At 65.3% G+C, this 855-nt stretch carries 1 pseudogene; it reads right to left on the bottom strand.

The window, feature by feature from the left end:
* Positions 1 to 855: pseudogene (locus tag ABE488_RS17715) on the bottom strand (IS3 family transposase); the annotation flags it as partial.

The following is an 855-nucleotide window of genomic DNA, read 5'->3' as shown; positions in this document are numbered from 1 at the left end:
GTTTGCCCGGCTGGATCAGGCGCAACGCCACGCCACGCTCGTGCGCCCAAGCCACCATCGCCCTGCCGCAGAATTCCTTGCCGTTGTCGGTCCGGATCACCTTCGGCAGGCCACGCCTGAGTGCCAGGCGGTCCAGCACACGGCTGACGCCGTGGCCCGAAATCGCGCGCTCGACCTCGATTGTCACCGCCTCGTGGCTGGCGTCATCCACGATCACCAGGCTCTTGATGACACGGCCGTCGGCGGTGCGATCGAAGATAAAGTCCATCGACCACACCTCGTTGGCCATCACCGGACGGATCAGCGGCTGCCGCTCGCCCATCGGCACCTTCTTGCGCTTGCGCCGCCGCACCTGCAGTTTCGCCTGCTGATACAGCCGCTCGACGCGCTTGTAGTTCACGACCTGGCCGCCTTGCCGCAGCTTGAGGCAGATCATGCCCACGCCGTAGCGCTTGTGCCGATGCGCCAAGGCCTGGATCTGCGCCCGCAGTTCTACATTGCGATCCGGACGAGGCGTGTAGCGCAGTGCGCTGGCACTCATGCCGACCACGCGCAGAGCACGCCGCTCGCTGAGCCCTTTGCCTGCCATGTAGCGCACCTGCTCGCGTCGGGCCGGTGCGCTCACCATTTTTTTCGCAGCACGTCCTTGATCACTTCGTTCTCGAGGACCTGCTCGGCCAGCAGCTTCTTCAACCGCGCGTTCTCGGTCTCCAGTTCCTTCAGGCGCTTGGCCTCGGACACGTTCATGCCGCCGAACTTGCTGCGCCACAGGTAGTACGACGCCTCGCTGAAGCCATGCCGGCGGCACAGCTCCTTGACCGGTAGACCGGCCTCGGCCTCACGCAGGAAGCCGAT

It is taken from the genome of Luteimonas sp. TWI662 (assembly GCF_039673825.1).
Taxonomy (GTDB): domain Bacteria; phylum Pseudomonadota; class Gammaproteobacteria; order Xanthomonadales; family Xanthomonadaceae; genus Luteimonas.
The sequence above is the reverse complement of the archived record's forward strand: the minus strand, read 5'-3'. Positions and strand labels throughout refer to the sequence as shown.